General features: G+C 71.9%; 22 protein-coding genes and 2 pseudogenes. 12 read left to right on the plus strand and 12 right to left on the minus strand.

Annotated features, from left to right (window positions below; translation table 11 throughout):
• Positions 1 to 11: 11 nt before the first annotated feature.
• Positions 12 to 1,187 carry a MalY/PatB family protein gene (locus IF54_RS0136975; protein ID WP_037821108.1) on the minus strand — a complete coding sequence of 392 codons (1,176 nt, stop codon included), beginning with the start codon at positions 1,185 to 1,187 and terminating at the stop codon, positions 12 to 14.
• 248 nt (positions 1,188 to 1,435) lie between these two features.
• On the opposite strand from IF54_RS0136975, the gene IF54_RS0136980 reads away from it, so the two are divergent.
• Positions 1,436 to 1,651, plus strand: coding sequence for a dodecin (locus tag IF54_RS0136980; RefSeq protein ID WP_020135180.1), 216 nt, complete (start codon positions 1,436 to 1,438; stop codon positions 1,649 to 1,651).
• Positions 1,652 to 1,657: 6 nt separating this feature from the next.
• Here the strand turns inward: IF54_RS0136980 and IF54_RS0136985 are convergent, their stop codons facing one another.
• Positions 1,658 to 2,149: an HAD family acid phosphatase gene (locus IF54_RS0136985; protein WP_030326988.1), complete on the minus strand. Its 492-nt coding sequence runs from the start codon at positions 2,147 to 2,149 to the stop codon at positions 1,658 to 1,660.
• A 244-nt stretch (positions 2,150 to 2,393) separates the two neighbouring features.
• Between IF54_RS0136985 and IF54_RS41775 the strand changes: the two are divergent.
• From IF54_RS41775 to IF54_RS0137000, 4 genes and pseudogenes are all read left to right on the plus strand, one after another.
• Positions 2,394 to 2,857, plus strand: a pseudogene (locus tag IF54_RS41775) (Repetin); the annotation flags it as partial.
• A 50-nt stretch (positions 2,858 to 2,907) separates the two neighbouring features.
• On the plus strand, positions 2,908 to 3,318 hold the full coding sequence (locus IF54_RS0136995) for a hypothetical protein (protein WP_030326989.1): 411 nt from the start codon (positions 2,908 to 2,910) through the stop codon (positions 3,316 to 3,318).
• Positions 3,319 to 3,406: 88 nt separating this feature from the next.
• A pseudogene (locus IF54_RS41780) lies at positions 3,407 to 3,554 on the plus strand (50S ribosomal protein L32).
• 7 nt (positions 3,555 to 3,561) lie between these two features.
• Positions 3,562 to 4,788, plus strand: coding sequence for a GTP-binding protein (locus IF54_RS0137000; protein WP_078852242.1), 1,227 nt, complete (start codon positions 3,562 to 3,564; stop codon positions 4,786 to 4,788).
• Here IF54_RS0137000 and IF54_RS0137005 read toward each other — a convergent pair.
• A complete protein-coding gene (locus IF54_RS0137005; RefSeq protein WP_037821110.1) occupies positions 4,770 to 5,441 on the minus strand; it encodes a DNA polymerase beta superfamily protein in 672 nt (223 codons plus the stop codon). The two genes, IF54_RS0137000 and IF54_RS0137005, sit on opposite strands and share 19 nt — an antisense overlap.
• A gap of 94 nt (positions 5,442 to 5,535) precedes the next feature.
• On the opposite strand from IF54_RS0137005, the gene IF54_RS0137010 reads away from it, so the two are divergent.
• Together IF54_RS0137010 and IF54_RS0137015 are read left to right on the plus strand one after the other, a co-directional pair.
• On the plus strand, positions 5,536 to 6,534 hold the full coding sequence (locus IF54_RS0137010) for an LLM class flavin-dependent oxidoreductase (RefSeq protein WP_030326992.1): 999 nt from the start codon (positions 5,536 to 5,538) through the stop codon (positions 6,532 to 6,534).
• Between the two features lie 10 nt (positions 6,535 to 6,544).
• Positions 6,545 to 8,869, plus strand: a complete 2,325-nt coding sequence (locus tag IF54_RS0137015) for an excinuclease ABC subunit UvrA (RefSeq protein ID WP_030326993.1) — start codon at positions 6,545 to 6,547, stop codon at positions 8,867 to 8,869.
• On the opposite strand, the gene IF54_RS0137020 is transcribed toward IF54_RS0137015, so the two are convergent.
• From IF54_RS0137020 to IF54_RS0137040, 5 genes are all read right to left on the minus strand, one after another.
• Complete coding sequence (locus tag IF54_RS0137020; protein ID WP_030326995.1) at positions 8,836 to 9,765, minus strand: lysophospholipid acyltransferase family protein; 930 nt, start codon at positions 9,763 to 9,765, stop codon at positions 8,836 to 8,838. The genes IF54_RS0137015 and IF54_RS0137020 overlap by 34 nt on opposite strands.
• Positions 9,765 to 10,535, minus strand: coding sequence for a GNAT family N-acetyltransferase (locus IF54_RS0137025; RefSeq protein ID WP_030326998.1), 771 nt, complete (start codon positions 10,533 to 10,535; stop codon positions 9,765 to 9,767). The genes IF54_RS0137020 and IF54_RS0137025 overlap by 1 nt, the downstream gene beginning before the upstream one ends.
• Positions 10,536 to 10,792: 257 nt before the next feature.
• On the minus strand, positions 10,793 to 11,542 hold the full coding sequence (locus tag IF54_RS0137030; RefSeq protein WP_030327000.1) for a succinate dehydrogenase/fumarate reductase iron-sulfur subunit: 750 nt from the start codon (positions 11,540 to 11,542) through the stop codon (positions 10,793 to 10,795).
• Positions 11,539 to 13,488: a fumarate reductase/succinate dehydrogenase flavoprotein subunit gene (locus tag IF54_RS0137035; RefSeq protein WP_030327002.1), complete on the minus strand. Its 1,950-nt coding sequence runs from the start codon at positions 13,486 to 13,488 to the stop codon at positions 11,539 to 11,541. The genes IF54_RS0137030 and IF54_RS0137035 overlap by 4 nt, the downstream gene beginning before the upstream one ends.
• Before the next feature lie 2 nt (positions 13,489 to 13,490).
• The gene (locus IF54_RS0137040) at positions 13,491 to 14,162 is read right to left on the minus strand and encodes a succinate dehydrogenase (protein WP_030327004.1); all 672 of its coding nucleotides are present in this window, start codon (positions 14,160 to 14,162) and stop codon (positions 13,491 to 13,493) included.
• Between the two features lie 120 nt (positions 14,163 to 14,282).
• Here IF54_RS0137040 and IF54_RS0137045 point away from each other — a divergent pair, with 120 nt between their 5' ends.
• The gene (locus tag IF54_RS0137045; RefSeq protein WP_030327006.1) at positions 14,283 to 15,170 is read left to right on the plus strand and encodes a LysR family transcriptional regulator; all 888 of its coding nucleotides are present in this window, start codon (positions 14,283 to 14,285) and stop codon (positions 15,168 to 15,170) included.
• Positions 15,171 to 15,240: 70 nt separating this feature from the next.
• Positions 15,241 to 16,449, plus strand: coding sequence for a PQQ-binding-like beta-propeller repeat protein (locus IF54_RS0137050; protein WP_234439152.1), 1,209 nt, complete (start codon positions 15,241 to 15,243; stop codon positions 16,447 to 16,449).
• 12 nt (positions 16,450 to 16,461) lie between these two features.
• Here the strand turns inward: IF54_RS0137050 and IF54_RS0137055 are convergent, their stop codons facing one another.
• The 3 genes from IF54_RS0137055 to IF54_RS0137065 form a co-directional block, all read right to left on the minus strand.
• On the minus strand, positions 16,462 to 18,606 hold the full coding sequence (locus IF54_RS0137055; protein WP_030327008.1) for a putative bifunctional diguanylate cyclase/phosphodiesterase: 2,145 nt from the start codon (positions 18,604 to 18,606) through the stop codon (positions 16,462 to 16,464).
• Complete coding sequence (locus IF54_RS0137060) at positions 18,603 to 19,424, minus strand: SAM-dependent methyltransferase (protein ID WP_030327010.1); 822 nt, start codon at positions 19,422 to 19,424, stop codon at positions 18,603 to 18,605. The genes IF54_RS0137055 and IF54_RS0137060 overlap by 4 nt, the downstream gene beginning before the upstream one ends.
• A 297-nt stretch (positions 19,425 to 19,721) precedes the next feature.
• Positions 19,722 to 20,696: an SCO0930 family lipoprotein gene (locus tag IF54_RS0137065; protein ID WP_030327012.1), complete on the minus strand. Its 975-nt coding sequence runs from the start codon at positions 20,694 to 20,696 to the stop codon at positions 19,722 to 19,724.
• 773 nt (positions 20,697 to 21,469) lie between these two features.
• Here IF54_RS0137065 and IF54_RS44020 point away from each other — a divergent pair.
• From IF54_RS44020 to IF54_RS0137080, 3 genes are all read left to right on the plus strand, one after another.
• On the plus strand, positions 21,470 to 21,601 hold the full coding sequence (locus tag IF54_RS44020; RefSeq protein WP_020135198.1) for a hypothetical protein: 132 nt from the start codon (positions 21,470 to 21,472) through the stop codon (positions 21,599 to 21,601).
• Between the two features lie 21 nt (positions 21,602 to 21,622).
• Entirely contained in the window at positions 21,623 to 22,387 is a 765-nt protein-coding gene (locus IF54_RS0137075; protein WP_078852245.1) for a DUF4239 domain-containing protein, read from the plus strand.
• A gap of 208 nt (positions 22,388 to 22,595) precedes the next feature.
• Positions 22,596 to 23,132: a hypothetical protein gene (locus tag IF54_RS0137080; RefSeq protein ID WP_030327014.1), complete on the plus strand. Its 537-nt coding sequence runs from the start codon at positions 22,596 to 22,598 to the stop codon at positions 23,130 to 23,132.
• 558 nt (positions 23,133 to 23,690) lie between these two features.
• On the opposite strand, the gene IF54_RS40045 is transcribed toward IF54_RS0137080, so the two are convergent.
• Positions 23,691 to 24,182, minus strand: coding sequence for a hypothetical protein (locus IF54_RS40045; RefSeq protein WP_030327016.1), 492 nt, complete (start codon positions 24,180 to 24,182; stop codon positions 23,691 to 23,693).
• Positions 24,183 to 24,458 lie beyond the last annotated feature (276 nt).

The raw sequence follows: 24,458 nt of genomic DNA on the forward strand, positions 1-24,458 counted from the left end.
CGTCCTCCTCGTCAGTCGAGGGCGCTCGCCATCCTGCGGACCGCCTCGGTGATCAGCTCGGGAGAGGTCGCCAGGTTCAGCCGGACGAACCCCTCGCCTCCGGTGCCGAACGGGATGCCGGAGTTCAGGGCGACCCGGCCGCGCTCCAGGAAGATCTCGGCGGGATCGCCGCCGAGGCCGAGCGCGCGGCAGTCCAGCCAGGCGAGGTACGTCGCCTGGCCCGGCGTGTACCGCACCGCGGGCAGGTGCTCGGCGAGGAGGCCGGCCAGGAGCCGGCGGTTGTCGTCGAGGCCGCCTAGCAGGGCGTCGAGCCAGTCGCCGCCCTCCCGGAGTGCGGCGGTGTGCGCGAGGACTCCGACATGGCTGGGTCCGTCCCCGACCTCCTCGGGCAGCCGCGCGAGGTCGTCGGCCGCCTCGGGCCCTGCGACGGCCACGGCGGCCTTGAGCCCGGCCAGGTTCCACGCCTTGGAGGCCGACAGCAGCGACAGCCCGTTCTCCGCGCCCGGTACGGCGAGGTAGGGCACGAAGTTCGCGCCGGGCGCCGTGAGCGGGGCGTGGATCTCGTCGACCACGACCCGGACTCCGTACGTCTGCGCCAGCGCCGCGACGGCGGCCAGTTCGTCGACGGTGTGCACGGCCCCGGTGGGGTTCTGCGGGCTGCACAGCAGGTATGCGGGCCGTCCCCCGCCCGCGCTCAGCCGCGCGAAGGTGCCCTCCAGGACGCCGAGGTCGAGCCGGCCGTCCGCGCCGAGCGGAGCCTCGACGACCTTGCGTCCCATGTTCTCGACGAACGGGAAGAAGGGCGGGTACACGGGCGAGTTGACGACGACCGGGTCATTCGGTCCTGAGACCAGCTTGAGCATCTCGACGATGCCCATCATCACGTCGGGCACGATGGCCGTACGCTCGACGGCCAGCCCCTCCCAGGCCCACCGCTCGGCGGCGAAGGCGGCCAGTGCCTCGGCGTACGCCGTCCCGGCCGGATACCCGGTGTCCCCGAGCTCCATCGCCTCCCGGACGGCCCGCACGACCGGTTCGGCCAGCGGCACGTCCATCTCGGCGACCCACAGCGGCAGCACGTCCTCGGGGTAGGTCCGCCATTTCATGCTCGTACGCCGTCGCAGCTGCTCCAGGGAGAGCGCCCGCAGCGGGTTCGGGGTGTCGGGGGCAGGGATGTCGTGCGGCATACCGTCCATGAACCCACGGTAGGCGCCGACCCGGTGAGCTCGGTCGTGGCGCCGGCCAACTGCACTCACCCAGGGGCGCGGGGAACTGCGCGACATGCCACGACGCACCCGCACCCGCCCGGCGGCCGCCCCCGGCACTCCCGTAGGCGCCGGGCCAAGCCCAGCGCAGCGGACTCGCGTTACCGGGCGGGCTGGGGCACGGTGGAGTGACGCGTGACGCCGCTGTCACGGCGGAGAGGAGCATCCGTATGTCGAACCACACCTACCGGGTCACCGAGATCGTGGGCACCTCGCCCGACGGCGTGGACCAGGCGATCCGCAACGGCATCAGCCGCGCCTCGCAGACCTTGCGCAACCTGGACTGGTTCGAGGTGACCCAGGTGCGGGGGCAGATCGAGGACGGGCAGGTCCAGCACTGGCAGGTAGGCCTCAAGGTCGGTTTCCGCCTCGAAGAATCCGACTGACGGCGCTCACGTCCGCCCCTCCCGCTCCTGCGCCGTCTTCAGCGCCGCGGAAGGGGCGGTCCAGCGTGCCCGTACGACGGAGAACCCGGCCCGTTCCGCGTCCGCGCAGACCAGTTCGTCGTCGTCCACCAGCACCCGGATCTCCCGGGTCCGCGCGAGCCGCTTGAGGATCTCCAGCTTGGTGAGCCGGGCGGGCCGCCGGTCGTCGTTGCGCCGCATGTGCACCCGCCCCTCGGGCAGCCCCTGCGCGGCGAGCCAGGCGAGCGTGTCGCGGCGGCAGCGCTCGGGCCGTCCGGTGAGGTAGACGATCTCGCACTCCTCGGCGCTGGCCAGCACCAGCGCGATGCCCTCCGGGATCGGCGGGTCCTCGGGCGCGGCAGCGAAGAAGGCGTCCCAGTCGCGCGGCTTGCGCTCCAGGTACCGCTGCCGGTGGGCGGTGTCGGCCAGGGTGTTGTCGAGGTCGAACACGGCGACGGGGCGCTTGTCACTGTCGGTCACAGGCTCACCCTAGCCCCGGCCGCCGTCCCGCTCCCGGGACCACGCGTCCGGACGGCCGCAGCCCGGCGACACCCGCCCGCGTGCGCCCCCCCCTCGGTCGTACGCGGGGGTCCGCCTGAGGACGCGGACACCGAGCCCCCTCCCGCCCGGAGGGGGACCTGAGGTGCCGCCCCCGGCGTGATGTGGCACGGGCGTCGTGCCGGGAGAGTGGGAGCCGTCCGAGCAACCCACCGAGAGGACGGGCATGAACCGCCGTACACGAACTGCCGTGTTGGGTGCCACGCTCCTGCTGACCGCCGCGGTGGCGGGATCAACCGCCGCCTCCGCCACCGGTGACCATCGGCGGGAGGCCGCCGCCCCTCACCGGTACCGCGAAACTGTCCCGGTCGACCGCCGAGGACATCACGTTCTCCTTCGACGCCCATCTGGCGGCGAAGGACGTCGACAACCCGCTCAAGGCCACGGGAACCTTCGAGTGGAGTCACTACCTCCACGGTGACGGCGCACGTGCGAAGGCGAAGGTCGACTGTCTCGGGTCGGCGTGACCGTCCACGACCTCGGCCGCCATGACCGGCTCGGCTACAGCTGGGCCTCGACGGGCTCGCCGGTGGAGACCGACGGCCTGCCCAGGTGCGTGAGTTCGGCGCCGTTCGAGAAGGTCGAGGGGGCACGGGCGACTACCGGGTCCTCCCGTGGCAGCCGGAGTTCCAGGCACCCCGCCCGCACCCCGTGATCGGTGCAGGCCGCATGCTTCTCCCATGTCCTCGACGCCCCGTACGTTCCTGACCGGCTCCGCCCCCTGCACGCTCGTCGTGTGCCGGGGCTGCTGCTGCGGGGACGCCCGCAAGAACCCCGGCACCGACCACGCCTGGCAGCTGGAGCTGTTGCGGGCCGGGGCCGCCGAGCACGGCTTCCAGGTCCGGACGACCGACTGCCTGGGCCCCTGCGACCAGGCGAACGTCATCGTCGTACGACCCTCCGCCGCAGGGCGCCGGGCGGGTGCCAAGGCCGCGTGGATCGGGTTCGTGACGGACGACGGGGCCACCGAGGAGGTCGTGCGGTGGGCGGCGGCGGGCGGCCCCGGGGTCGCCGAGCCGCCGCTGACGCTGGAGCTCCAGTTCATCGAACCGCCTCGGGAGGCGAGGGTCCGGTCCCGGCGCCGCCGCTGACAGTCCAGGCGCCACCGTTGATTGTTAATGGTATCCATTTTCATGTAGCGTCCTCGGTGCTCACCCCGGCACCGAGGAGGATCCCGTCATGGCCGTACCCAAGCGGAAGATGTCCCGCAGCAACACCCGCCACCACCGCCCAGCTGGCGCCCGTCACCGTCGACGGGGTCACCCGTCTCGTCCCGCAGAACCTGGTCAGGGCGTACGAGCGCGGCCTGCTGCGTCCCGAGGGCTGAGGACCTCGTGCCGTACGACCGCCTCCTGCCCGTCACCGTCCTGTCCGGCTTCCTCGGGGCGGGCAAGACAACGCTCCTCAACCACGTCCTCGCCAGCCGCGAGGGGCTCAGGGTCGCCGTCATCGTCAACGACATGAGCGAGGTCAACATCGACGCGGCGCTGGTGCGCGGCGGCGAGGCCGCCCTCTCGCGGACCGAGGAACGTCTGGTCGAGATGACCAACGGCTGCATCTGCTGCACCCTGCGCGACGACCTTCTCGAGGAGGTGGACCGGCTGGCCCGCGAAGGCCGCTTCGACCACCTGCTCATCGAGAGCTCGGGTATCTCGGAACCCATGCCGGTGGCCGCCACCTTCACCTTCGCCCGCGACGACGGCGCCACCCTCGGGGACGTGGCCCGGCTCGACACCATGGTCACGGTCGTGGACGCGGCCAACTTCCTGCCCGAGCTGGAGCGGGGCGACGACCTCGCCGAACGCGGCCTCGCGCCCTTCGAGGGCGACGAACGCACGGTCAGCGATCTCCTCGTCGACCAGGTCGAGTTCGCGGACGTCCTGATCCTCAACAAGCTCGACCTGGTCGACGCGGACGAGGTCGCCCGGCTGCGCGCGGCTCTCCTACGGCTCAACCCGGCCGCCCGGATCGTCGAGACCGAGCATGCCCGCGTGGACCTGCGACAGGTCCTCGGCACCGGTCTGTTCGACCTGGAGCGCGCCCAGCAGGCACCGGGCTGGGTCCAGGAACTCAACGGCGAGCACATTCCCGAGACCGAGGAATACGGCGTCTCCTCGACCGTGTTCCGCTCCGAACTCCCCTTCCATCCGGGCCGGTTGTGGGACTTCGTCACCGAGGGCCTGGACAGCGGGGCGTACGGGCGAGTCATGCGCTCGAAGGGCTTCTTCACCCTTGCCGGCCGCCCGCGGGTGACGGGCCTGTGGTCACAGGCCGGTGCGGTGGCCCGCTTCGAACCGTCCGCGGCCCGGGACGCGGAGGCGCCCTACGCCCAGGAACTCGTGTTCATCGGTACCCACTTGGAGCCGGAGGCGCTGCACGCGGCGCTCGCCGGCTGCCTCATGGCCCCGGACGAACGCCGGCCGCGCGTGGACCCCTTCCCCGCCTGGGAGACGTACGGCGTCGACGACGCCTGCGACCATGAGACCACCGACGCGCACACCGACACCCGCGACCACGAGACCACCAACGCGCACGCTCGCGCTCACGCCGCCGTGGCGTAGAACTCCGCGCGCAGGCGCAGCAGCCACGCCTCGACCGGCGCCTCGTCGGGCCGGTCGGGCAGCGCGCTGCGGCTCTCGGCGAAGGCGTGCTCGTAGCGGGCGAGCAGCGACCGCGCGCAGGAGGGGTCGGCGGCGACGGAGTCCCCGAAGCGGTGGTACTCCTCGGGGTCCTCGACCCGTACGGTGAGCTGTCCGGTGGTGTACAGCTCCAAGCCCTGGTGGCAGAGCCGTTTCAGGTGCCGGGCGTGCTTGGCGGTGCGGTGGTCGCCGGCGCGGCTCTCCAGCTTCCTGAACTGCTGGGCGGCGTACCCGAGATAGGCGTCCTTGACCCGCGGCGCGCTGAGGAACGCCCCGCGGATGCCGACGAGTTCGTCACCGAGCGGGGTGCGCACCTCGTACAGCTCGTCGGGCAGCCACACCAGCTCCATCACGGTCGGGTTGCCGCCGAGGGCGAGCCGGCACCACTTCGCCGCCTCGTGCAGGGTGCGGTCCGGTGCCGTGGTGACGTGGGACTCCCTGGGCGTGTGCAGGCCGAGCAGGGACGCGGTGGGCGCGGCGAACATGCCGAGCCGGTCCGTGTCGGAGCCCTCGCGGGCGAGTCCGTACGCGGTCGAGCCGACGATGCCGGAGAGCAGGATGTTCTGGACGGTCACCCGGCCATTGTGCTGACCTGCGCGGATGCGGGTCACCCGGTTTTCCGCCGGACCGGGCCGGGAATGCGCGGCTCCGCCACGCGTTGAACCTGGTGTGAGTTCCCTGATCGCCGCCACCCGCTTCTCCGTCCTCGACCGCTCCCGCACCCGCGAGGGCGGCACGAACGCGCAGGCGCTCCAGGACACCGTGCGGCTGGCGCGGGAGCTGGAGGGGCTCGGCTACCACCGGTTCTGGGTCTCGGAGCACCACGGCGTACCGGGCGTGGCGGGCTCCGCGCCGACGGTTCTCGCGGCCGCCGTTGCCTCGGCCACCGGCTCGATCCGGGTCGGCACCGGCGGGGTGATGCTGCCGAACCACCAACCCCTGGTCGTCGCCGAGCAGTTCGGGGTGCTGGAGTCGCTCTTCCCCGGCCGGATCGACATGGGCCTGGGCCGCTCGGTCGGCTTCACCGACGGCGTGCGCAAGGCGCTGGGCCGCGGCAAGGACGACGCCGACGACTTCGCCGTACAGCTTCAGGAGCTGCTGGGCTGGTTCCGCGGCACCTCACCGACGGGAGTGCGGGCCCGGCCCGCGGAGGGCCTGACCGTGCCGCCCTTCGTGCTGGCGATGGGCGAGGGCGCGGGGATCGCGGCCCGCGCGGGCCTGCCGATGGTCATCGGCGACCTGAGGAACCGCGAGAAGATGCGGCGCGGCATCGACCACTACCGCGCGCACTTCCGCCCCTCCCCCTGGGCGCGGGAGCCGTACGTCGTCGTCTCCGGCACGGTCGCGGTCGCCGCCACCGAGGAGGAGGCGCGGCGCCTGCTGATGCCGGAGGCGTGGTCGATGGCGTACTCCCGCACCCACGGCACCTTCCCACCTCTGCCGCCCGCCGAGCGCGTCGAGAGCCTCACGATGACGGCGAAGGAGCGCGGCTTCTACGAGTCGGGACTCGCGGGCCACATCGCGGGCACCGAGGACCAGGTCGCCCACGAACTGGAGACCGTGCTGAAGGAGACGGGCGCGCAGGAGGTCCTGGTCACGACCAGCACATACGACCGTGCGGCCCTGCTGGACTCCTACCGAAGGCTGGCGTCGATCACCTCCGGTTAGAGTCGTTCTCATGTACGACCGCAGCGGCCCCCACGACCCTTACGTCCGTGTGCGCGGTGCACGTGAGCACAATCTTCAGGGGGTGGACGTCGACGTTCCGCGGGACGTGCTGGCGGTGTTCACGGGGGTGTCCGGGTCGGGGAAGTCATCGCTGGCGTTCGGGACGATCTACGCTGAGGCCCAGCGGCGGTACTTCGAGTCGGTGGCGCCCTACGCGCGGCGGCTGATCCACCAGGTGGGGGCGCCGAAGGTCGGGGAGATCACCGGGCTGCCGCCGGCGGTCTCGCTCCAGCAGCGGCGGGCCGCGCCCACGTCCCGTTCCTCGGTCGGCACGGTCACCACCCTCTCGAACTCCCTGCGGATGCTGTTCTCCCGCGCAGGCGACTACCCGCCGGGGGCCGAGCGGCTCGACTCGGACTCCTTCTCCCCGAACACGGCCGTCGGCGCCTGCCCGGAGTGCCACGGGCTCGGCCGGGTCCACCGTACGACCGAGCAGTCGCTGGTGCCCGATCCGTCGCTGTCGATCCGGGAGGGCGCCATCGCCGCCTGGCCCGGTGCCTGGCAGGGCAAGAACCTGCGGGACATCCTCGACACGCTCGGTTACGACGTGGACCGGCCGTGGCGCGAGCTGCCCGCGGAGCAGCGGGAGTGGATCCTGTTCACGGACGAGCAGCCGGTGGTGACCGTGCACCCGGTGCGGGACGCGGACCGGATCCAACGCCCCTACCAGGGCACGTACATGAGCGCCCGCCGCTATGTCCTGAAGACCTTCGCGGACTCCAAGAGCCAGACCCTCCGGGCTAAGGCGGAGCGGTTCCTGGTCTCTTCGCCCTGTCCGGCCTGCGGTGGCAGCCGGCTGCGCCCGGAGGCCATGGCGGTCACCTTCGGAGGCCGTACGATCGCCGACCTGGCGGCCCTGCCGCTGACCGAGCTGGCCGCCTCGCTGGCCGCCGACGGCGGGGCCGCGCGGGTCCTCACCGAGGACCTCAGGTCCCGTATCGCGCCCGTGGTCGAGCTCGGTCTCGGCTACCTCAGCCTCGACCGCGCCACCCCCACCCTGTCGGCCGGCGAACTCCAACGACTGCGCCTCGCCACCCAGTTGCGGTCCGGGCTGTTCGGAGTCGTCTACGTCCTCGACGAACCCTCAGCCGGACTGCACCCCGCGGACACCGAGGCGCTGCTCACCGTGCTCGCGCGACTGAAGGCGGCCGGAAACTCGGTGTTCGTGGTGGAGCACCACCTGGACGTGATGCGCGGCGCGGACTGGCTGGTGGACGTCGGCCCGCTGGCGGGCGAGCATGGCGGACGGGTGCTGCACAGCGGGCCGGTGGCGGATCTCGCGGCGGTCGAGGAGTCGGCCACGGCACGGTTCCTGTTCCACCGTTCACCCGCCTCCACCCGTCAAGTGCGTGAGCCCCGTGGCCACCTGAGGATCGGTCCGGTCACCCGGCACAACCTGCGTGGGGTCACGGCCGAGTTTCCCCTGGGTGTGTTCACGGCGGTGACCGGGGTGTCGGGGTCGGGCAAGTCCACGCTGGTCGGTGAGATCACGGACGAGCCGGCCGGGGTGGGCCGGGTGGTCTCCGTCGACCAGAAGCCGATCGGCCGGACCCCGCGCTCCAACCTGGCGACCTACACGGTGTTCGCCGGGACCGAGGGGGCACGCGAACGCGGCTACGGCGTGAGCCGGTTCTCCTTCAACGTGGCGGGAGGGCGCTGCGAGACCTGCCAGGGCGAGGGGTTCGTGAGCGTGGAGCTGCTCTTCCTGCCGAGCACGTACGCGCCCTGCCCGGACTGCGGCGGGGCCCGCTACAACCCCGGGACGCTCGAAGTGACGTACCGGGGGCGGAACATCGCCCAGGTGCTCGACCTCACGGTGGAGTCGGCGGCGGACTTCTTCGCGGACTCCCCGTCCGTGGCCCGCAGCCTCGCCACCCTCCTGGACGTCGGACTCGGCTACCTGCGGCTGGGGCAGCCCGCCACCGAGCTCTCCGGCGGCGAGGCCCAGCGCATCAAGCTGGCGAGCGAACTCCAGCGCGTGCACCGCGCGCACACGGTCTACCTTCTCGACGAACCCACCACCGGGCTCCACCCCGCCGACGTCGAGGTCCTCATGCGGCAGCTGCACGGCCTCGTTGACGGCGGGCACACGGTGATCGTCGTCGAGCACGACATGTCGGTCGTGGCGGGCGCGGACTGGGTGATCGACCTGGGGCCGGGCGGCGGGGAGGCGGGCGGACGGATCGTGGCGGCGGGGGTGCCGGAGGCGGTGGCAGGGGCCGCGGGGAGTGCTACGGCGCCCTATCTGACGCGGGCGCTGACGCCTGGCGGCTGAGGGGCGAGCAGAGGGGGGCGGCGGCGCGGACGACGGGGCCGTACGACGTCCCGGGCGGCCTGCGCGGGGAACGGGGCGCTTTCACCGTACGGCTCTACCGGGTGCCTCTCCGCCGTGTGTTCTTCCCACACCTGCGCCTGCGCGGTCGCGGCCAGCGTCTTTCGGTCGGTGCGGCAGCCCGGTGCCAGCGGCTCCGGGACTCCCACCTCGGCCACCAGCCCCCGTGCCGACACCACCCGCCACACCGAGGCGAGCAGGGAGTCGTCCCCGATGAAGGCGGGAGCCGTGCTGGCCTCTCCCCCGCTCACCCGGTACCGCAGGCGCACCGGCTGCACCGGGGCCCCGGCGTCCAGGGCCGCCTGGAACACCGCGCGGCGGAAGTGGCCCTGGGCGCGGCCGCACCAGGTGCTGCCCTCGGGGAAGACGGCCACCGCGGCGCCCCCGCGCAGCGCGTCGGCGATGCGCGCGACGGTGTCGGGGAGGGCCCGCAGCCGGTCCCGCTCGATGAACAGTGCCCCGCTGCGGGCCGTCAGCCATCCCGCCACCGGCCACCGCCGGATCTCGGACTTGGCGAGCATGCGGGCGGGGCGTACGGCGGCCAGCAGCGGGATGTCCAGCCAGGAGATGTGGTTGGCGACCAGGAGCACCCCGCCGGTGGGCACGGCGGCGCCGGACACGCGGACCCGGACGCCCGAGGCCCGCACCACCGCCCGGGACCACCACCTGACCGCGCCGACCGGGATCAGCCGCCCGACCGGCAGCAGCGCGATCCCGGCGAGCAGCAGGGCGGTCACCGCGAGCAGCCGCCCCACGGCACGGGGCAGAGCCGTGACCGGCCCCGTCCGCTCCAGGCACGTCCTGGGGGTGCAGGGCGCGCTGGGCAGCCAGACGCTCATCAGGCCGGCACGAGCGAGAGGAAGTGCCGCAGATAGCGGGCGTTGACCCGGCGCATCGACAGCAGCACGAACAGGTCGGCGACCCCGAAGTCCGGGTCGTGGGCGGGCTGACCGCACACCCAGGCGCCGAGGCGGAGGTAGCCGCGCAGCAGCGGGGGAAGCTCGGAGTGCCCGGCGGGCGCCGCGCCCGTGGGCTCCCAGGGCAGCAGGGGCCGTACCCGGAACTCCTCGGGAGCCAGGTACTTGGTGCGCACCCGGTCCCAGGTGCCGGCCGCGAGCGCGCCGCCGTCGGCGAGCGGGATCGAGCAGCAGCCGGCCAGCCATTCGTGTCCGCGGTCCACCATGTAGCGGGCGATCCCGGCCCAGATCAGGCCGATGACCGCGCCGTCGCGGTGGTCGGGGTGCACGCAGGAGCGGCCCACCTCGACGAGCCCGGGACGGATCGCGTCGAGCGGGGCGAGGTCGAACTCACCCTGCGCGTACAGGCGTCCGGCGATCGCGGCCCGCTCCGGGGGCAGCAGCCGGTAGGTGCCGACGACCTGCCCGGTCAGGGTGTCTCGGACGAGCAGGTGGTCGCAGTGGGCGTCGAAGCCGTCGATGTCGAGGCCGGGTTGCGGGGTGGTCAGGAGGGCCCCCATCTCCCCGGCGAACACGTCGTGCCGCAGCCGCTGCGCGGCCCGCACGTCGTCCTCGTCGCGGGCCAGGCCGACGGTGTAGCGGGTGGGGGCGACGCTCTGCGGGGGACGGTCCAGGGTGGAAACGCCGGTCATGGCACTCTCCAGGTCACAGGCGGAGGCGGCGAGCGGTGCCGCTGTCCCTGTTCTCCCGACGCCGGTTGGCGTGTACGTGACCGGTTCCAAGAGTGCGGATGTGCGCTGGCTGAACGGCTCGGGCCAGGTGTCCGGGGCCTCCGACTCCACCGTCCGGACGGTGTCGTGCCGGTGACCGGAGAGCGGTCAGGCGTGGTGGGGCCGGGCATGAGCACCACGGCCGGCCCCACCCGTCCGCACTGATCGGCGAACGTCTCTCAGCGCCTGGCGGCCTTCCTGGTCGCCCGGAGCCACTCCTTGTTCATGCTCGTGATGGACATCAGCGGAATTCCCTTGGGGCAGGCCGTCGCGCACTCGCCGGTCAGGGTGCAGCCGCCGAAGCCCTCCTCGTCCATCTGCTCCACCATGTCGAGGACCCTGGTCTCGCGCTCCGGCGCGCCCTGCGGGAGCACGTTCAGGTGGTTCACCTTGGCCGAGGTGAAGAGCATCGCGGCCCCGTTGGGGCAGGCCGCCACGCACGCCCCGCAGCCGATGCACTCGGCGTGCTCGAAGGCGAAGTCGGCGTCGGGCTTGGGCACCGGCGTGGCGTGGGCCTCGGGGGCCGCTCCCGTGGGTGCCGTGATGTAGCCGCCGGCCTGGATGATCCGGTCGAAGGCCGACCGGTCCACGACCAGGTCCTTGATCACGGGGAACGCGGAGGCCCGCCACGGCTCGATGTCGATCGTGTCGCCGTCGGAGAAGGACCGCATGTGCAGCTGACAGGTGGTGGTGCGCTCGGGCCCGTGCGCGTCGCCGTTGATGACGAGGGAGCACGCGCCGCAGATGCCCTCGCGGCAGTCGTGGTCGAAGGCGACGGGGTCCTCACCGCGCAGGATGAGCTCCTCGTTCAGGGTGTCCAGCATCTCCAGGAAGGACATGTCGGACGAGATGCCGTCCACCTCGTACGTGGACATCGCTCCGTCGGCGTCGGCGTTCTTCTGCCGCCAGACGCGCAGGGTGAGCTTCATGCGTAGCTCCGCTGGGTGGGGTGGACGTACTCGAAGACAAGGTCTTCCTTGTGCAGGACGGGGGCGGCGCCCGTGCCGGTGAACTCCCAGGCCGCCGCGTAGGCGAACTCGTCGTCCCTGCGGGCCGCTTCGCCGTCCGGGGTCTGGGACTCCTCGCGGAAGTGGCCGCCGCAGGACTCGGCGCGGTGCAGCGCGTCGAGGCACATCAGCTCGGCGAGTTCGAGGTAGTCGACGATCCGGTTCGCCTTCTCCAGTGACTGGTTGAACTCCTCGCCGGTGCCCGGCACCTTGATGCGCCGCCAGAACTCCTCACGGATCTGCGGGATGCGCTCCAGCGCCTTGCGCAGACCGGCGTCCGTGCGGGCCATCCCGCAGAACTCCCACATGAGTTCACCGAGTTCGCGGTGGAAGGAGTCGGGCGTGCGGTCTCCGTCGACGGCGAGGAGCAGGTTGACGCGGTCCTCGGTCTCGGCCAGCACCTCCTGCACCGACGGGTGTTCGGGGGTGACCGCGTCCTGGTGCGGGTTGCGGGCGAGGTAGTCGTTGATGGTCGCCGGCAGGACGAAGTAGCCGTCGGCCAGGCCCTGCATCAGCGCCGAGGCGCCGAGGCGGTTGGCCCCGTGGTCGGAGAAGTTGGCCTCGCCGATCGCGAACAGGCCGGGGATCGTGGTCTGGAGGTCGTAGTCGACCCACAGTCCGCCCATCGTGTAGTGCACGGCGGGGTAGATCCGCATCGGCACCTCGTACGGATCCTCGTCGGTGATCCGCTGGTACATGTCGAAGAGGTTGCCGTACTTTGCCTCGACGGCCGCCCGTCCCATCCGCTGGATGGCGTCGGCGAAGTCGAGGTAGACGCCCTGTCCGCCGGGGCCGACCCCGCGCCCTTCGTCGCAGACGTTCTTCGCGGCGCGGGAGGCGATGTCCCGCGGGACGAGGTTGCCGAAGGAGGGGTAGATGCGCTCCAGGTAGTAGTCGCGCTCGTCCTCGGGGATCCGGTTCGGCGGCCGGTCGTCGCCCCTGGCCTTCGGTACCCAGATCCGGCCGTCGTTGCGCAGCGACTCGCTCATCAGCGTCAGCTTGGACTGGTGGTCTCCGGTGCGCGGGATGCACGTCGGATGGATCTGCGTGAAGCAGGGGTTGGCGAACAGGGCGCCCCGGCGGTGGGCCCGCCAGATCGCCGTCGCGTTGGAGTTCATGGCGTTCGTCGACAGATAGAAGACGTTGCCGTAGCCGCCGGAGGCCAGGACCACGGCGTCCGCGAAGTACGTGTCGATCCGCCCGGTGACGAGGTCCCGCGCCACGATCCCGCGGGCCTTCCCGTCGACGACGATCAGGTCGAGCATCTCGGTGCGCGGGTGCATCTCGATGTTCCCGGCGGCGATCTGCCTGCTGAGAGCCTGGTAGGCGCCGAGCAGCAGCTGCTGGCCCGTCTGGCCGCGGGCGTAGAAGGTCCGCGAGACCTGCACCCCGCCGAAGGAGCGGGTGTCGAGCAGACCGCCGTACTCCCGAGCGAACGGGACGCCCTGCGCCACGCACTGGTCGATGATCTCGACGGAGATCTGCGCGAGCCGGTGGACGTTGGACTCGCGGGCCCGGAAGTCGCCGCCCTTGACGGTGTCGTAGAACAGGCGGTGGATCGAGTCGCCGTCGTTGCGGTAGTTCTTGGCCGCGTTGATGCCGCCCTGCGCGGCGATGGAGTGGGCGCGACGCGGCGAGTCCTGGTAGCAGAACTGGACGACGTGGTAGCCCTGTTCGGCCAGCGTGGCGCCGGCCGAGCCGCCCGCGAGGCCCGTCCCGACGACGATCACGGTGTGCTTGCGCCGGTTGGCGGGGTTGACCAGCCTGGCCTCGAACCGGCGTTTGTCCCAGCGCTCGTTGACGGGTCCCGAGGGCGCCTTGCCGTCTTGAACGGGCGCGCCGGTGGTGTAGTCCGCGTAGGAGGTCATGTTCAGCTCACCACTCCGGTCATGACGCCCACGGGTACGGCGATGAAGCCGGCCGTGAGCAGCAGTGCGAGGACGTTCGCGACGGCCTTGAGGGCGCGGTCGCGGCTGCGGCTGCCGACGCCGAGGGTCTGGGCGGCGCTCCAGAAGCCGTGCCGGACGTGCAGGCCGAGGGCGAGCATCGCGACGATGTAGATGACGTTGCCGTACCAGGTGGAGAAGGTGTCCACGACGTTCTGGTACGGGTGGCCCGCCTGGAAGCCGCCGGAGTGCACGGTGCCGGTCGTCAGGTCGAGGATGTGCCACACGATGAAGAGGGCGAGGATGATCCCGCCCCAGCGCATGGTGCGGGTCGCGTAGCTCGCCCGCGGCTTCTTGTGGACGTACTTGCTGGGCCGGGCCCGGATGTCCCGGCGGCTGAGCTGGTAGGCGGACGTGGCGTGCGCGACCACGGCGACGACCAGCACCACACGGATCAGCCAGAGGGTCCACTCGTAGTGCATGAACGGCTCGCCGACCGTGCGCAGCCAGTGCGCGTAGTGGTTGAACTCGCCCGCGCCGAAGAAGATCTTCAGGTTGCCGATCATGTGGACGACCAGGTACAGCAGCATGATCAGTCCGCTGACGGCCATCACGGTCTTCTTGCCGACGGAGCTGTCCCACACGGTGCGTGCCATGGACGGCCGTCGGTCCGTCCGCGTTGCCAGAGCCATGGGTCAAGACGTTAGAACCGTCCGTCCCGATCGGTCCAAGACATGGTCCGGCTTGATTCCATAGTCAGCGGCTATCGTACGAGGGTGCAGTTCCAGCAGCTCCAGTACTTCGTGGCGGTCGCCGAGACCCGCCACTTCACCCGTGCCGCCGAGACGGTCCACGTCGCCCAGCCCTCGCTGTCCCAGCAGATCAGGGCGCTGGAGCGGGAGCTCGGGGCGGACCTCTTCCTGCGCGCCCGCGGCAACATCACGCTCACCGACGCGGGCGAGGCGCTGCTGCCGCTGGCCCGCCGCATCCTGGCCGACGCGGACACCGCCCGGCACGAGGTGCAGGAGCTGGTGCAGCTGCGCAGCGGCCGGATCCGGCTGGGCGCGACCCCGAGCCTGTGCACCGGTCTGCTGCCGGACGTGCTGCGCGCCTTCCACGACCGCTATCCCGGCATCCGGCTGATGATCGAGGAGGGCGGGTCCCACGATCTCGTACGGCTGCTCGCGCGCGGTGCCCTCGACCTGGCCCTGGTGGTCCTGCCGCTGCCCACGCCGTCCCCGGCGCTGACCACGGTGGAGCTGCTGCGCGAGGACCTGGTCGTGGTCTCCTCGCCGGAGGGCCCGGCACCGGGCGGTCCCGGCCGCCGTACGGTCCGCGTCGCCGATCTGGAGAGCGCGCCCCTGGTGATGTTCCGGCACGGCTACGACCTGCGCGAACTGACGGTGGCGGCGTGCCGTGCCGAGGGGTTCGAACCGGACTTCGCGGTGGAGGGCGGGGAGATGGACGCGGTGCTGGGCTTCGTGCGGGCGGGGTTGGGCGTGGCCGTCGTACCACGCATGGTCGCCACGCGTGCGGGCCGCGGACTGCGGGTCACGCCCCTGGCCCGGCCGGGCCTGCACCGGACGATCGCGCTGGCCCACCGCAGCGATGTGGCTCCGCCGCGGGCGGCACGGGAGTTGCAGCGGATGCTGCTGGAGCGGTGAGCGGTGAGCGGTCGTAGCATGAGGCCTTCTCGAACGGGGGTGGGCGGGGATGAAGCGGCGGATCGTTGCGGTGGGCGCTGCACTGCTGGTGCTGGTGGGGTGCGCCGCGTCCGGCGGACCGAAGAGCCCGGCCGTCTCGTCGTCCCGCGCCTCGGGGCCGACGGTGGAGACGACCTCGACGTCGGTCTCGGGCCCGTGGCGGGCGTGGACCGCGTCCCTCACCCGCCCGGAGGCGCACGGCAGTTGCGGCGCGACCGCGCACCAGGTGGTGTGTGCGACCGACACCGGTGCACTCGTGGGGCGTTCGCGGGCCGACGGCCGGGTCACCTGGACCGTGCCCGGCGACACCCACGCCAGGACCGCCCAGCTCCTCGTCGACGCGGCCGACGCACGGGCCGTCGCCGGGGTCGCGGGCGTGCTCCGCGCGGCGGACCTGCGGACGGGTGACCAGGCGTGGACCCGTCGACTGCCCGCCGGCCGCGCCTACGTCGCGCTCGCCGCCACGGACGGGATCGTGTACGCCCTGCACGCACCGGACCCCTTCATCCGCACCGGTGCCGTCCTCGACGCCGTCCGCGCGTCCGACGGCACGCCCCTGTGGCACCGGAACGTCGCCTGGAGCACCGGCGAGCCCCTCGCCGCCTTCCGGGGCCGCGTCTACACGGCCGACGGCGTCACCCGGGTCACCGCCCACGACGCCCGCACCGGCGCCACCGTGGCGACCAGCCCCGCGGGCGTCGAGTGCCAGCACCTCGTCACCGGCGGCCACTACCTGGTCTGCACCGGCAGCCCGTTCTCCGCCGGGGACGTCTTCCCGCCGATGCGGCGACTGGATCCCGCGACACTGAGGCCGCTGCCGACCCCGCGGAACACGATCGACAAGCCCGTGCAGGGAGTGATCTCCGACGACGGCGTCCTGGTGCTGTACGAGGCCGGCGCCGAGGACACGAGCGCGGGCGACTGGTACGCGTACGACCTCGAGAACGACCGCAGGCTGTGGAGCACGTACGCCACCATGACGGACGGCGCCGGCGTGGCCGGCGGACGGTTCGTGACCTTCACCCCCGTCAACGACCGCGCCACGCGGGGCCGCGTGCTCACGATCGACCTGCACGCCGGTCCGCACGGCGCCGGAAGCGCCGCGCCCCGCCTGTCCCCGGCGTACGCGCAGACCAGGGGCGGCGAACACCCCGCGCTCGTCGTACCGGGCGGGAACACGGGCCATGTCGTCGTCATGGCCCGCACCCACGGTTCGCTGCGGTCGCTCCCGCTGCCCTGAGGAAGCGGGCGTTCAGCCCGTCGCGTCCACCAGTGCCAGCTCGTGCAGGCGCTCCGGCGGGCCCGGGCGGGCGTAGTACCAGCCCTGGGCGGTGTCGCAGCCCAGTATCCGCAACTGCTCGGCCTGCGCGCCGGTTTCGACGCCCTCGACCGTCACCGCGAGGTTCAGGCCGTGGGCGAGCGAGACGATCCCCTCGACGATCTTGAGGTCGACGGGGTCGGCGGGGAACTGCTGCATGCTCTGCGTGAAGGAGCGGTCCAGCTTGAGGACGCTGACCGGGAGACGGCGCAGGTTCGCCAGGTTCGAGTAGCCGGTGCCGAAGTCGTCCAGGGCGATGTCGACGCCCATCTCGGCGAGTCGGCGCAGCGGCTTGAGCAGGTCGTCGTCGGCGCCGATGAGGGCCGACTCGGTGACCTCCAGGCAGAGGGCGTCCGGAGCGACACCCGTGCGCTCCAGGATGTCGACGGTGTCCTGGACCAGGCCGGGGTGGGTGAGCTGGCACGGCGACAGGTTGACGTTGATCCGGAGCGGACCGCCCGCCGTGTCCTCGCCGTAGCGTTCTCGCCATTCCCGGGCCTGGCGCACCGACTGCTCCAGGACCCAGCGGCCGAGCGGCACGATCAGCCCGGTGTGCTCGGCGAGCGGGATGAACCGGTCCGGGCCGAGGATGCCGTGCTGCGGGTGCAGCCAGCGCACCAGCGCCTCGGCGCCGCGCACACTGCCGTCGCCGAGGTGGACCAGCGGCTGGTACTCGATGAAGAACTCGCCGCGCTCCAGGGCCGCCGGCAGCTGCGTGGTCAGGCCGTGCCGGGTGATCGCGCGGGCGTCGGCCTCCGGGTCGGCCAGCTCGAAGCGGTTGCCGCCCGCCGACTTGGCCCGGTACATCGTGATGTCGGCGCTGCGCAGCACCTCCGCCGGGCCCCGCTCCCCCGCCGGGCCCTCGACGATGCCGATGCTGCCCCGCACGGTCAGCTCCCGGCCGTCGATGCGGACCGGGGCGAGCAGGACGTTCATGATGCGTGTGGCGAGCTCGTCCACCTCGCTCTCGGTGTCGGGGCCGGTGGTCAGCGCCACGAACTCGTCGCCGCCGAGCCGGGCCACCATCTCGCCCGGCGCGGTCGCGCAGGACTGCAACCGGTCGGCGACCTCGACGAGCAGCCGGTCGCCGGCCGCGTGGCCGAGGCTGTCGTTGATGGTCTTGAACCCGTCGAGGTCGAGGTAGCACAGGCCGAACCGCTGGCCCTCGCCCGCGCTCAGCGCCTTCTCCAGGCGCTCGAAGAACAGCGTGCGGTTGGGCAGTCCGGTGAGGGCGTCGTGGGTGGCCTCGTAGCGCAGCCGGAGGTTGAGCAGCCGGCGCTCGGTGGTGTCCTCCATCAGGGCGAGCTGGTACTGCGGGGTGCCGTCGGCGTCCCGCAGCAGGGAGACCGTCAGATTGGTCCACAGGACCGTGCCGTCGGGGCGGGAGAATGCCTTTTCGACGTGGTAGTGCTCGCGCTCGCCGCGGACGAGCTCGTCGTAGAGCGTCCAGGTCTGCGGTGCGTCCTCGGGGTGGATCCACTCGCGGACGTTGCGGCCGCGCATCGTCTGGTCGGTGATGCCGAACATGCGCAGCAGGGCGTCGTTGACCTGGAGGACGTTGCCGTCGAGGTCCGCGATGCCGATCCCTATGGCCGCGCCTTCGAACACCGCGCGGAACCGGGCCTCGGTCGCGTGCAGCGCCTGGGCCACCACGCCCTGGGCCTCCAGGGCGGCCTGCGCGATGGCCTCCTGCTCGGCCAGGGTGCGCTCGCGCAGCGCCTGGGCGAATCCGGCGGCCATCGCGTGCTGGAGTCGGGCGGACCGGCTGCGCAGGTCCTCCCGGTCGCCGTCGCCGCCGCAGTACAGGACCAGATAGGCGTCGACACAGTCCAGGGAGCGGGTCAGCGCGTCGGGGTCGGTGCAGTGCGCGGTCACCAGGGCGGCGCCCACCGCCCGCCCCTCATCCGTGTCGACGGTCCTGGCCAGCAGCGCCTGGCTCAACCGGCGGGCCAACGGCAGCAGTTGTTTCTCGAACTCCACGCGGGTCAGCGAGGTCGAGGTCACCGGGAACACGGCCCGGCTCCAGATCGTCGCGAACCGGCGCAGTCTGTCCTCCGGCCCGTCCGGCTCCGCGCTCACGCCGTCCGCCCCACGCCGCCGAACTGGGAGAAGGCCCATGGATCCTCTTCGTCGGGGTCCCAGTTCTCCGACTCCGGCCGCCATCGCGGCATCGGCACCAGCCCGGGTTCCACCATGTCGTACCCCTCGAAGAACCGTGCGATCTCGTTGTGCGAACGCATGATCAGCGGGTTGCGGATGTCCTTGTACACGTCCACCGCGCCCTGCACCTGCTCCTGCGACAGCGGGATCCCCTCGAACGCGGCGTGCGTCAGCACCAGCAGGCTGCCGGGCGCGAGCGCGTCGCGCAGTTCGGCCACCGCCTTGTAGGGGTCGTCCGCGTCTTCCACGAAGTGCAGTATGGCAACGAGGAGCAGCGCCACCGGACGCTTCAGGTCGAGCAGCCGCTGGACCTCGGGGCTGTCGAGGATCTCCTGCGGCTTGCGGAGGTCGGCCGCGACGACGCCCGCGTCGGGGTTCTCCGCGATGACCGCCCGGCTGTGCGCGACGGCCACCGGATCGTGGTCGACGTACACCACACGGGCGCCGGGGCTGGCGCTCTGGGCGACCTCGTGGACATTGCCGAAGGTGGGGATGCCGGAGCCGATGTCGAGGAACTGCGTGATGCCCTGGTCGACGGCGAACCGCACCGCCCGCCGCATGAACGCCCGGTTCGCCTGCATGATCTTCGGCAGTCCCGGTACGTGCTCCATGGCCTTGCGGGCCGCCGCCCGGTCGGCCTCGAAGTTGTGCGAACCGCCCAGGTAGAAGTCGTAGATACGCGCCACGCTCGGCACCGAGATGTCGATGCTCCGGGGAGCCCAGGCGGGACGCTCCATGTATCTCTCCAAGGCGTAGACGATCCGGTGTTCGAGCTGAGGCTACTGATCGCCCGCCAATGGAGCGAGTGGAAACGGAAATTGACCATCCGTTCCCGGTCACTGCCTGCGGCACGTGCCGCCGGTGCACGGCCGCAGCATCACCACGAAACGTAGGCGCCGCACTCCGGAGAGTTCCGGAACGGGCGCCGACTCGCGGGGAGTTGGGGGGTAATGACGGCAAACCGGTCCGCCCCCTCCGTGCGGCGCGGAAGGGGCGGACCGGTGGTCCTTGGTGAGGTCCCGGTGAGAGGGCCGTCACTTGTCGGAGATACCGACCATCTCTCCGTTCGGACGGACGGCGTACCACGTGCCGCCGACACCCTGACCGTTGGTGTCGCCGGGCTCCTTGTCGCCCGAGAAGGTGTAGATCGGCGAGCAGTTGACCGTCTGCTGCCTCACGCCGTCGCCGCGGGTGAAGTTCATGAGGCCCTTCTTCTGGACGCCCTTGGTGTCGTTCGCCTGCACCGGGCCCACGACCGGCCACTTCTCCAGGCAGGCGCCGTTGCAGTTCGAGACCGGCTTGGGCCACGCCTTGTCCTTGGCGAAGCGGTAGACCGTCATGCCGTTCTTGTCGACGACGATCTCGCCCAGCTTGGGGTCGTTGCGGGTGGACAGTCCGGGAAGGCTCGCGACGGACGCCTTCTTGCCGGTGGGCGCCAGCGCGTACCACTTGCCGCCCACGCCCTGACCGGTCAGGTCGCCGGCCTTGGTGTCCTTGGCGTAACGGTAGGCAGGCCAGCCGCCGATGGTCAGCTGCTTGCTGCCGTCGGCACGGGTGACCTCGCCGAGCAGCGCCTTGTCGATGCCGGCACCGGCCGAGGCGTCGTCCGCGGGCACCGGCGGCCAGGCCGTCGCGCAGTCGCCGTTGCAGTTCGACTTCGGCGGCTCGGCGGTGTCCTCGTCGAAGCGGTAGAGGGTGAGGCCGGTGGCATCGGTCAGCACGTCCCCGAGTTCGGGGTTCGCGGACACCTGCAACTTGCCGGCCGAGGCCGACTGGGCGCCCAGGTTGCCCTGGCCGACCGCGGAGGTCGAGCTCGCGCTGGGGCTGGTCTCGGTGCCGGTCCCGATACCGGAGCCCAGACCGCCGTAACCGCCCGCGGCCGCGGTGGCGCCGACATTCTGCTGGCTGCCCACGGACGAGGCGCCGCTGTCCTGACCGCACGCCGTCGTGAGGGCGAGCACCGCCGCGGCGCTTGCCACGAGTGAGGCGTTCCGCCAGGAGGTCTTCATCGTCAACTCCCCATAATTAAAAAGGGTGTTGCAGCGCCCTGCTGCGCCGCCGCACGACAATGGGTACGCATCGGGGCAGGGGTTGTGTTCAACGGTCCCGCAAATTTCTTTTCGGACGCCGTGACCACACCCACCTCGGACCGCACAGACGTACGCCTGATCGGACGCACGAACGTCCCGGATTCAAACATCGGGTGGCCTTTTTCGCTCCTTCGGAGCAATCTCTTCGCGCCCGCGCGTGAGGCGGCGCGGCAGGCCTCATGATCTCCGACGTGCATCGACCCGAATCGCCCCAAACCGCCTCCGCCATACGGGTGTTGGCCCTGCTGGCATTGACGTGGGCGCTCGTCGCCCCGACGGCCGGGGTGGCCGAGGCGGATGCCTGCGCGTACGCCTCCGTCGGCCCCGACGGCGCCGAGGTCGTGGCGGTCGCCGGGAGCCTGGACTGGCCCACCCTGCCGCCGTGCCCGAAACCGCCGCCGCCCGCCCCGACCCCGACTCCCCCCGAGCCTCCTTGCACTCCGACGCCCTCACCCGACCCGACGCCGACGCCGCCTCCGACCCGGAAGCCGCCGAAGCCGACCCCACCGCCGCCCCCGGCCCCCGAGCCCCCGGCACCGAAGCCCCCGCCTCCGCCGCCCGCACCGGCCCCGCAGCCGGCCCCACCGCGGCCCCGGCCCACTCCGCCCCCCGAGCCCACCCCGACACCGACCCCCACCCCACCCCCGACACGGACGCCGCCGAAGCCGGCTCCGGGTCCCTCCGCGAGTCCGGTGACCTACCCGGCGTACCACCACGCGAAGGCGCCCGACCGGACCACGCACAGCACGACCTCGCCCGTGATCTACGTCCTGCTCATCACCGCGCCCGCGGTGGTCGCCGTGGCCGCCCTGCGGCCCCGCTAGTGCCGATCCTGGAGGCATCCCTTGCCGGAATGGCTTGTTCTCATCCTCGCGATGCTGGCCGCGTGCGCCGTGGTGGTCGCCATCACGCTCATCCGCCACAAGGCGGCACCCGTGGACGAGGATCCCAGCGAGACCCCGGACGTCATCGAGTACATGACGATGTGGATCGGGGTGGTCTACGCCATTGTGCTGGGTCTGGCCATCGCGGGGGTATGGGAGGCCCGCAGCTCCGCACAGGACCACGTCCAGGCGGAGGCCCAGGCGCTGCACGAGATCTCGGAGCGGGTCCAGGTGTATCCGGCCGGTGTCCGTGACCGCATTCGGGCCGATGTCAACGCCTATGTCGGACACGTCGTCACCGTCGAGTGGAAGGAGATGGCCGACCACGACCGGACGACCACGCGCGGCGCCGAGCTGCTCGACCGGATCCGCACGGACGTCACCTCCTACCAGCCGGCGACCGACTTCGAGGCCCAGGCCTACCAGCCCCTCGTGGACCAGGTGGCCGCCGTGGACCAGGCCCGCAACGCGCGCGCGGACTCGGTCGAGCCGACCATGCCCGGGGTGGTGTGGTTCGGGCTGCTGGGCGGGGCGGTGATCACCATCGGGATGGTGTTCGCGCTCCAGATCAGGCGTAGGGCGCGTGAGCTGATCCTCGCCGGGCTGTTCTCCGCACTGATCGCCTTCCTGCTCTTCCTGATCTGGGACTTCGACGCCCCCTACAGCCGGGGGATCACGGCCTCGGCCGAGCCGTTCCTCTCCCTCTTCCCGGGCATCAAGGGCTGACGGCCGCTCACCACGGGCCGGTCGGGGGGGGGCGCTCGGCGTGCGACACGCCGTCGGTGTCCCCTGACCGGCCCAGTGCTGTGCCCCATTCGGCGCGACAGGGATCGCGCGGACGTACACGTGTTCCTAGCGTTTCGGTCATCGAGGTGCATTTCTGACGTAGGCGGAAAAGGTCCGCAGCTGCTCCTCGGGGACCGGAGGAACCACCATGCGCGCGATACGCGTCGCTTCGGCCGCACTGCTGGGCCTGACCGCCCTGACCTTCGCCGCTCCGGCCGCCGTGGCGAAGAGCGACAACAACATCACGCCCTTCGGGTTCAGCGTGCTGCCCTCGACCGTCGCGCCGGGCGGCCAGGTGACGCTGCTGCTGGAGCGGGACCACGGCGGCTGCAAGGGCTCGGCGACGGTCACCTCGGCGGTCTTCGACACCATCACCATCCCCTCGCACCGGAGCCAGGCGACAGCTGTCGTCGACTGGGACGCGAGGCCCGGTGCGGTCCACCGGGTCACCTTCACGTGTGACGGCGTCAGCGGGTCCACGTCCCTGACCATCGCCGGGGTCCGGCCGGTCGAGCCCACCCCGGTGCCGCTCTACCCGGGCCGGGGTGTCCAGGCCGGTGAGGGCGGCAGCCTCGCCGGGTTCGACCTCAAGCAGATCGGCATGGGCGCCGCGCTCGTCGTGGGCTCGGTCGGCACGGCCTACGCCCTGTCCCGCCGCCGCGGCAGCAACGAGGACAACGCGTGACCGCTGCGCCGGGCGCGGGGTGGGGGTGCGGGGTCCTGGTTGTCCCGGTTCCTGGCTCAGCAGCGAGTCGGCTCACACGGCACGTGACCCCGCACTCGGCCCGGCCAGGTAGCCCTCGGGCGCGTGTCCGGGATGCGGCGGCGACCGGGCCGCCCTCCGCGCGGAAGCGGCCCGACCCGACAGCCCTTCGCCCCATGCCGAGAAACAGCGGGGACCAAGCAAGCCTCCACCCCGGCCTGAAAACCCGGCCAGGGCAGCGCGGCGCTCCTCCCAGTCCTGGAACCGGCCGTGACCGGGTCGCCCTCCACCCCATGCCCAGGCACGGCCGGAGGACAGCGCCCGGGCACGGCCGGAGGACAGCCTTGCGTCCGCGCCCAGGAACAACCGGGACCGCGCAGCCCTCCCCTCGACACTCGGAAGCAGCCGACGCAGCCCTCCACCCCGGACTCGCAAGCGAGGCGGAGCGGAGGGCCTGGGCGGGCGCGGTCGGAGAGCCGCGAAGGGGAAGGGCTCAGCGACCTCCGAGGGGGGATCAAGAGACTCCGGACGGGACCGGGGTCAGATGTGCCGCTCCGACCGGCGGCGCATCCAGAACACGCCGCCGCCGATGACCGCCAGGGCCACGAGGCCGCCGCCGATGGCCATGTCGGTCGGCGTGGCGCCGGTGGAGCTGCTGCCGCCGAGACCACCACGGACCCCACCGATGACGGTGAAGGCCGTGGGGTTGATGACCGTGCCGTTCTGGCACACGACGCTGATGCTGTGCGACCCCGTCCGCGCGTTCTGGTTGACGGTCGCCCGTCCCGTCGCCACATTGCCGGGTCCCGTGCGCAGCGTGGTCGTCGGGAAGGCGTCCGAGCTGGCCGTGGCCCGGCCGGTGCAGTTGTTGACGGTGATGGTGAGCTGACCGCCCCGAGCGATGACGCTGGGCAGCGCGACGACGTTGCTCGGGCTCAGGTTCATGCCGTCCTTGGCGACGGCGACCGGGGTGGCGAGACCGAGAACCGCGACGGCGGCGCCGGCGGCCGCCAGGGCACGAGTGGTACGCATGTGATCCTCCGCGGGAGACGCCCGGGGAACGGTCCCCGGTTGATCGGCGAGAAAGCGCCTCCCAGACAGACCCTCAGATGCCTTGCGCCGCACCGCATTTCGACAATGGTCCGTCCTGGTGAGCCAACACGCCGAACGAAAAGCGCACAATCGGATATCTCCGCAGGTCACGGACCGTCAGAAAATTCCTGTTCACGGCAACTCGGATGGCGCACCACCCGCATTCGGGGGCCACCCGTTCGCCTTCGCCCCGTCGCCGGTTGCGCGCGCGGCATT

Source organism: Streptomyces sp. NRRL B-3229 (genome assembly GCF_000719505.1).
Taxonomy (GTDB): Bacteria; Actinomycetota; Actinomycetes; order Streptomycetales; family Streptomycetaceae; genus Streptomyces; species Streptomyces griseorubiginosus.